7 protein-coding genes are annotated in these 7504 nt (G+C 65.3%); 6 read left to right on the top strand and 1 reads right to left on the bottom strand.

The features are described 5' to 3' along the window. The 3 genes from AC1DN0_RS28105 to AC1DN0_RS28095 all read left to right on the top strand — a co-directional run. The coding region (locus AC1DN0_RS28105) for a DUF2252 domain-containing protein (RefSeq protein ID WP_477146167.1) at positions 1 to 1093 on the top strand (1093 nt) is incomplete at its 5' end. Between the two features lie 545 nt (positions 1094 to 1638). After that, on the top strand, positions 1639 to 2595 hold the full coding sequence (locus tag AC1DN0_RS28100) for a LysR substrate-binding domain-containing protein (RefSeq protein ID WP_441636039.1): 957 nt from the start codon (positions 1639 to 1641) through the stop codon (positions 2593 to 2595). Between the two features lie 241 nt (positions 2596 to 2836). Further along, positions 2837 to 3793 (top strand): SphA family protein, encoded by a 957-nt coding sequence (locus AC1DN0_RS28095; RefSeq protein ID WP_477146166.1) that lies wholly within the window; start codon positions 2837 to 2839, stop codon positions 3791 to 3793. Positions 3794 to 3898: 105 nt separating this feature from the next. On the opposite strand, the gene AC1DN0_RS28090 is transcribed toward AC1DN0_RS28095, so the two are convergent. Further along, the gene (locus tag AC1DN0_RS28090) at positions 3899 to 4807 is read right to left on the bottom strand and encodes a LysR family transcriptional regulator (protein WP_441636043.1); all 909 of its coding nucleotides are present in this window, start codon (positions 4805 to 4807) and stop codon (positions 3899 to 3901) included. Between the two features lie 123 nt (positions 4808 to 4930). Between AC1DN0_RS28090 and AC1DN0_RS28085 the strand changes: the two genes are divergently transcribed. From AC1DN0_RS28085 to AC1DN0_RS28075, 3 genes are all read left to right on the top strand, one after another. Then, positions 4931 to 5818 carry a pirin family protein gene (locus AC1DN0_RS28085; protein ID WP_441636035.1) on the top strand — a complete coding sequence of 296 codons (888 nt, stop codon included), beginning with the start codon at positions 4931 to 4933 and terminating at the stop codon, positions 5816 to 5818. A gap of 159 nt (positions 5819 to 5977) precedes the next feature. Then, positions 5978 to 6604: an isochorismate family cysteine hydrolase YcaC gene (gene ycaC, locus AC1DN0_RS28080; RefSeq protein WP_477102125.1), complete on the top strand. Its 627-nt coding sequence runs from the start codon at positions 5978 to 5980 to the stop codon at positions 6602 to 6604. Positions 6605 to 6817: 213 nt separating this feature from the next. Next, positions 6818 to 7495, top strand: a complete 678-nt coding sequence (locus tag AC1DN0_RS28075) for a PadR family transcriptional regulator (protein ID WP_441636031.1) — start codon at positions 6818 to 6820, stop codon at positions 7493 to 7495. Positions 7496 to 7504 lie beyond the last annotated feature (9 nt).

Genomic DNA, 7504 nt, shown 5'->3' with positions numbered 1-7504 from the left:
CTCGCTGCTGTTCGACCTCAACGATTTCGACGAAACCAGCCTCGGGCCCTGGGAATGGGACCTGAAGCGGCTTACCGCCAGCTTCGTGGTGGCGGGCCGGCATCTGCGCCACAAGCGGGGCGTGATCGACGACCTGGTCTACCGCATCGTGCGCAGCTATCAGGAGCGCATGGCCAACTATGCCGGGATGGGCATTCTCGACACCTGGTATGACGCCATCACCTTCGAGCGGCTGATGGCCGAGACGCCTTCGCCGCAGATCCACAAAGCCCTGGAGCGCGGCATGGCGCGCGCGACCAAGCGCGCCAGCCAGGCGCTGCTGCCGAAGTTGTCGGAGCGGGTTGGCGAGCGCTGGGTTATCCGCGACGCACCGCCAGGGATCTTCCACATACGAGGCGAGAACACGCTGTTCTCCCCCGAGGACGACTGGATGAAGATCACCGACACCGACAAGGCTTTCGACAGGGCGTTCAAGGAATACCTGGGTACCATGGCGCCAGACAGGCGCCAGTTGCTCAGCCATTTCACGCGCCACGATGCCGCCTTCAAGGTGGTGGGGGTGGGCAGCGTCGGCACGCGCTGCCTGATCATCCTGATGATCGACAATCACGGCAAGCCGCTCTTCCTGCAAAGCAAGCAGGCCACGCAGTCGGTAGTGGCGCGCTATTTCAAGTCGCCGCCGGTGACGCATGAAGGCCGCCGTGTGGTGGAGGGCCAGCGGCTGATGCAGGCGGCCAGCGACGTGTTCCTTGGCTGGAACAACGGGCCGTCCGGCCGGCATTTCTATATGCGGCAACTGCGCGACATGAAGCTGTCGCCCGAGATCGAACTGATGGATATCGAACTGTTCAGCGAGTTCGCGGCGGTGTGCGGCTGGGTGCTGGCGCGAGCCCATGCCAAGGCCAGCGGGATGGCGCTGGAGATCAGCGGCTACCTTGGCAATAGCGATGCGATGGCCGATGCGCTGTTGGCGTATTCGAACGCGTATGCGGATCAGGTCGAGCGCGACTATGACGTGTTTGTCGCCGCTTGCCGCTCTGGCCGCCTGGAGGCGCGTACGGATGCAGACATGGCGGCGGATTTCCGCATCTAAGGCGCCAGAGGTCGCACAGAGTAGCCGGATTTCCTCCTGTGCGGCATGCCGGTCCCGGTCCCGCCAGATTTAGCAAAATTTGGTAGCCGTCCGGACCAGAAGCGCGGACGGCTGGGGCATTCCGCAGCGCAGCAAGGCAAAGTACCGCCTCGTTTGCGCGAAGCGTGGCGAATTCGCCGCATGTAGCGTCAATCGACCCCCGTTTCCCCTCCAGAAGAATTCAATACACACGCCGATAGATTTCAGATGGGGAAAATGTTGATATTGGAAACGATAGAACTAAAGTTCGTCACTGAGGACTAGCGCGCCAGCACGGCCGCCGAGACTGGAAACCAAATTTTCCAAAATATCGGACTCAGGTAGGTGGGGCACTGGCCTGATGCCAGGGCAGGCGCCAGTTTCATCACGATGCTCCGGAGCCATCCATGCGCCAAGCCCTTGATTCGCGCCAATCGAATGCGATCACATCGGCGGACAGGGTGCCCGGCGCAGATGGGACGGGCGGGCAGGAAAGCGTGGGCGCGGCAAGGGATCCGCGAAGCTGCATGCCTGCCCGCAGGGTGAACACGCGCGTGCTGCAGACATTCATCGCCCTGCTGAATGCCGGCTCGATTGCCTTCGTGGCGGACAGGCAGCGGGTATCCCGCGCTACCGTGCTCTACCAGTTGCACTCGCTGGAAGAGCGGGTCGGCACCTTGTTTCATGTCCAGTCCGACGGGGCGCTCTGTCCAACGCCGCTGGCTGTCGATATGGCGCCCAAGGTGCGCGGCATGCTGGATATCTGGGCGAGCCTCGTTGGCGGCCGCGCGGGTGAGCCGGCTGTGCAGGCGTCCGGCAGCTTGCGTATCGGTGTCTCGGGCGTGGCGGAACTGGTGGCGCCGCACGTCCTTGGCCATGTCCGCAGGATGCATCCGCTGATGGATGCCATGCTGGTGCCCATGGCGACGGACGCCGCGCTGATGCAGGCACTGCGCCGCGCGGACATCCATCTCGGGCTTTCCCTTGGCGCGGACGACGCATTCCAGGTGGTCACGGACTGCGTGGAAATGCGCTGCCGGATGGTGCCCGTATGCTCCCGCCTGCGCCACGCCGAATTCATGGCGGCCAGGGTTGATGCCTGGCCGTGGTTGCTGGAAGACAGCATGCCGGGCCTTTCCGCGGATCTCGGCGTCTGGTTCCGCGCGGTGCTGGCCGGCGGCGAGCCACGCGTTCGCGCGCAGTCTGCCGGCGTCCTGATGGACTTGCTGACCGCCGGGCTTGGCGTGACCTTGCTGCCCGAGGTGGGCTTGCCGGGATACCTGGCCGAAAGACATCTCGCGGTGCTGGAGCCGGCGGTGCCATTCATGCCACCCCCGTCAGTCCACTTGTGCGTGGTGGCCCCGGCCGCGGCCCGTCGCGCTGCCCAGCCGAGAGCGCTGGCGCGGGATCTCTATCGCGTGCTGGTTGCCGATGTCGAGTCCGGGCAAGGCAGGCAGCGTGACGAACCTCACCCGGTCAGGTGATTGCGCCATGCGCCTGATTGCTCATGATCTGCGGCTGGGGCGGACCTCGCGACCCGCCTTTTCACACTTAGCCCTCGACCACCCCGGCCGAGGGTTTTTTTCTCTGGCGGGAAAAACACCAATTCTGGCGAAACCGCTTTTCGGGCAAAATCTGTAACCTTTGCCGGAGCGGTGCGATGCGCGCAACCAGCGGCCGGCCAACACAAGATTGCCGATCACCCGACTACAAGGGAAAACCTAAATGCACCCCAGGAAGACGAAGCCTCTCGCCATTGTGTTGCCACTGCTGCTCGCTGCGGTGTCGGCGCATGCCACGGAGGGCGCGTTGGGCCGACCCATTTCCGGCACCAGCGTGGTGCCGAATGGCGGCATCGTATCGCCGGAGCCGATCCTGGCTGTCAACCTGGCCGAGATGTACCTGAATGGCTCTGTCGACGGCGGACGCCAGGTGCCGATCGGGGGGCAGGCCTCGCTCGGCATCAGCGGCGAGGTAGCCTTTACGCTGGCCACCATCATGAAGGTCTGGGACACCAGGACCGGCGCRTGGAATTTTGCCTCCAGCTTCACGCTGCCCTATCTGTGGAACAAGGTGGGTGCCAACGTGACGCTCGGGCGTTTCAACGGTAGCAGCCAGGACACCGCGTCCGGCCTGTTCGATATCTACTTCACACCGGTTATCGCCGGCTATCACTTCTCCCAGACCGAGCACGTGGCGCTGAGCCTGAACATCTGGGCGCCCACGGGCAGCTACGATGCCAACGCGCTGGCCAACACGGGCCTGAACAACTGGACCTTTGTGCCGCAGGTGGCGTACACCAAGATCCTGCCCGAGCAGGGGTGGCAGTTCGATGTGGTTTCCGGCCTGCAGTTCTACACGCGCAACAACGCCACCAACTACCAGAATGCGCCGCTCTTCACGCTTGACGTCATGGCGCGCAAGCTGTTCACCAAATCCTTCAGCGCGGGGCTGATCGTCGGCACCACGCAGCAGCTCGGTAACGACAGCGGACCCACCGCGGATCGCCTCAATGGCTTCCGCGGGCACGACTGGGCGATCGGGCCGGTCATCAACTACGACACCAGGATCGCTGCCAAGAGCACGCTTTCGCTCGGCCTGCGCTGGGTGCCGACGGTGGCGAGCCAGAATCGCATGGAAAGTACCAGAACCTTCATGGGCACGGCGACGCTCGTGTTCTAGCGGGCTGTGCGCAGAGCCGTTCCGAGGTCGGAAGCGGCTGGCGGAATGCGCCGACAAGACTGTGCCGGGACCGCCGCCGGTAACACGCCGGCTTGCCCGCTGGCGTTATTCCTCCACGATCTGCTCGAAGCGCAGGGCCAGGAAATCGATCAGGGCGCGCACCGCGGGCAGCAGCCCCCGGCGCGAGGGATACACGGCATGGATGACGCCGCCCCTTGGCCGCCATTGCGGCACCAGCATGACAAGCCGGCCTTGCTTCAGCTCGTCCTCCACCACCATGCTCGGCAATGCCACCGCGCCGACCCCCGCCAGCGCGGCGAGGCGCAGGGCCAGCATATCGTCGGTGACCAGGCGCGGGCTGTGCCGGATTTCCATGCCGGCGCCATCGGGGCCCTCCAGTTGCCAGCTATGCGCGGGTTGCGGCGGGCCCCAGTCGAGCGTCGGCAGCGCGGCCACGTCGGCCGGCACGGCGGGCAGGCCGCGCTCGGCCAGCAACGTGGGGCTCGCGACCAGGCACCAGGCGCGCCTGCCCAGCGTGCGCATCACCAGATCGCTGTCGCGCAAGGGCGGCACGCGGACCCGGATCGCCACGTCGATGCGCTCGGCGATCACGTCCACGCGGCGGTTGGTGGCCTCCAGATGCACGATCACTTTTGGGTAAGCCGCCATGAACTCCGCCACCATGGCGCCGATCCGCGCGTGCAGCAGCGCCACCGGGCAAGCCAGGCGGACGATGCCCTGGGGCTCGGAACGCGTCAGGTCGATGGCCTGCTGCGCGGCGTCCGCCTCGACCAGCATGGCCTTGCAGTGGCCGTAATAGCTTTGCCCGATCTCTGTGACGGAGAAATGCCGGGTCGAGCGCTGGATCAGGCGCGTGCCCAGGCGCTCTTCGAGTACGCCGATACGGCGGCTCAGCTTTGACTTGGGAATGCCGAGGGCACGGCTTGCCGGCGCGAAGCCCTGGTGATCCACCACCTGGGCGAAGTAGAAGAGGTCGTTGAGGTCGGGGTGCATCGGGGGCATCGTCCTATCAATAGGACACTGAGGATAGCGCACGCCGACTACCGACGGGCCTGGGGACCGCCTAAGCTTTTCTTCAACAGAGGCGCAGTCAGCCCCCATCGTCCAGGAAGCTTCATGAAGCAGATCATCGGCACCTATAGCAGCCCGCATGCCCACTGGGTGGGCGACGGCTTTCCAGTCCGCACGCTGTTCTCCCAGCAGAGCCTTGGCAGCCACATGAGCCCGTTCCTGATGCTGGACCATGCCGGCCCGGCCGAATTCACGCCCGCCACCCGCAAGCGCGGCGTGGGCGAGCATCCGCACCGCGGTTTCGAGACCGTGACCATCGTCTATCAGGGCGAGCTGGAACACCGCGACTCCACCGGGCAGGGCGGACGCATCGGCCCGGGCGACGTGCAATGGATGACGGCGGCGTCCGGCATCCTGCATGAAGAGTTCCACTCGGGAGCTTTCACCCGCACCGGCGGCACCCTGGAAATGGTGCAACTGTGGGTGAACCTGCGCGCCCGCGACAAGATGGCGGCGCCGGGCTACCAGACCATCCTGTCGGCGGACATTCCTTCGCTGCCCTTGCCGGGCGGCGCTGGCCGGATGCGCGTGATTGCCGGCGAACATCAGGGCGCGCGCGGACTCGCTCACACCTTCACGCCGATGGATGTCTGGGATCTGCAGTTGCGCGAGGGCGCGGATGTCGACTTGCAGGCGCCCGAGGGCCGCACCGTGGCGCTGGTTGCGCTGCGCGGCAGTGTGCGGGTCAACGGCAGCCAGGTCGCGCAGGCCGGGCAGATGGTGCTGCTTGGCCGCGCGGGCACCGCCTTTGCGCTGGAGGCTACCAGCGCCGCCGTGGTGCTGGTGCTCCATGGCGACCCCATCGACGAACCGGTGGCCAGCTATGGGCCGTTCGTGATGAACACGCAGGAAGAAATCGCGCAGGCGCTGCAGGACCTGCGCAGCGGCCGCTTCGGGCGTATCGAGGCAGTGCAGGAGAGGCGCGTGCAGTAAGCGCGCATCAGGATGGGGCGGCCCTCAGGGGCCGCGGCAGGCCAGGCAGTTTGCATCCGATCGCGAAACGCTGGATTCCCGGCGCGGCTGAACGTCAATCGATGAGCCTTCATCGCGATTGACCGTTGTTAATCGTTAATCCTCAAAAAGGAGATTCGCATGACTACCCCGTACAAGCGCCTGGACAAGAGCCAGGCCGCCGTCCTCCTGGTCGATCACCAGGCTGGCCTGCTATCCCTGGTCCGCGATATCGAGCCCGACAAATTCAAGAACAACGTGCTTGCGCTGGCGGACCTGGCCAAGTATTTCAACCTGCCTACCATCCTGACCACCAGCTTCGAAGATGGTCCGAACGGGCCGCTGGTGCAGGAACTGAAGCAGACCTTCCCGGATGCCCCCTACATTGCGCGGCCGGGCCAGATCAACGCCTGGGACAACGAGGACTTCACCAAGGCGGTCAAGGCCACCGGCCGCAAGCAACTGATCATCGCGGGCGTGGTGACCGAGGTCTGCGTGGCGTTCCCCGCGCTGTCGGCGCTGGCCGAAGGCTATGACGTCTTCGTGGTGACGGACGCCTCCGGCACCTTCAACGAGATCACCCGCAATGCCGCCTGGAGCCGCATGGCGGAAGCCGGCGCGCAGATGCTGAGCTGGTTCGGCATCGCCTGCGAGCTGCATCGCGACTGGCGCAACGATATCGAGGGACTGGGCACGCTGTTCTCCAATCACATTCCAGACTATCGCAACCTGATCGCGAGCTACACCACGGCAAAGGGCGCCAAGTAGGCTCGGAGGGCCGGCGCTTCAGGCGCTGGCCCTCCGCGTTTCACCGGCCTGCGCGCGCAATGGCGCAGGCCCGGCGGGCCGGTTTCCCCTGGCCGCGCCTGCCAGGATCGCCTTGACATCCTTACTTAAGATATATATCTTACGATATGTCTTTCGATAGTAGGGGTTGCGATCGTGCGTCACCATCCGCTTCTGGGCAGGCTTAGCCATCACATGCTGGCTCACCTGTCGTCTCATTTCTCCGCCCATCCCTCGTTGCCCGGGGCGCGCCATGCCATACATGCTGTTGGCCACCATCGCCATGGCGGCGGTCCGGGCGGCTTCTTTGGCGGCGGCGACGGCTTCGACGGTGACGGCGATAGCTGGCGCCGCGGCCGCAAGTTCAGTTCGGACGATCTCCAGCTGATGCTGCTGTCCCTGCTGGAGGAAAAGCCCAGCCATGGCTATGAACTGATCAAGGCACTGGAAACCCGCACCAACGGTTTCTACAAGCCCAGCCCCGGCATGGTCTATCCCGCGCTGACGTTCCTGGAAGAAGTCGGCTATGCCACCGTGGATACCGAGGGCAACAAGAAGCGCTACCAGTTGGCGGAGCCGGGCCGGGCGCATCTCGAAGCCAACCGCGAGCGGCTGGCGCTGATGCTCAACAAGCTCAAGCACGTGGCGCGCAAGATGGAGTGGGTGCGGCGCGCGCTGTCAGGCGAAGGGGCGGAGGGCGGCGAGGAGCGTGAAGCCGAAGGCGGGTGGCTGCCCGAGTTCGTCGAGGCGCGCCTGGCGCTCAAGCGCGCGCTGCTGATGCGCACCGAGGCCACGCCGGCCGAGCAGCGCCGCATCGCCGCCATCCTGGCGCGGGCCACGGCGGAGATCAATGCCGGGCAGGGCGCTACCTGAGTGCTGACC

The organism is Cupriavidus sp. 05N39 (assembly GCF_056397325.1).
The sequence above is the reverse complement of the archived record's forward strand: the minus strand, read 5'-3'. Positions and strand labels throughout refer to the sequence as shown.

Excerpts from the sequence above, each read along its gene's own strand:
- AC1DN0_RS28100 (WP_441636039.1), top strand. The coding sequence starts at position 1,639 with ATGCCTGCCCGCAGGGTGAACACGCGCGTGCTGCAGACATTCATCGCC.
- AC1DN0_RS28090 (WP_441636043.1), bottom strand. The coding sequence starts at position 4,807 with ATGCACCCCGACCTCAACGACCTCTTCTACTTCGCCCAGGTGGTGGAT.
- AC1DN0_RS28085 (WP_441636035.1), top strand. The coding sequence starts at position 4,931 with ATGAAGCAGATCATCGGCACCTATAGCAGCCCGCATGCCCACTGGGTG.
- ycaC (WP_477102125.1), top strand. The coding sequence starts at position 5,978 with ATGACTACCCCGTACAAGCGCCTGGACAAGAGCCAGGCCGCCGTCCTC.
- AC1DN0_RS28075 (WP_441636031.1), top strand. The coding sequence starts at position 6,818 with ATGCTGGCTCACCTGTCGTCTCATTTCTCCGCCCATCCCTCGTTGCCC.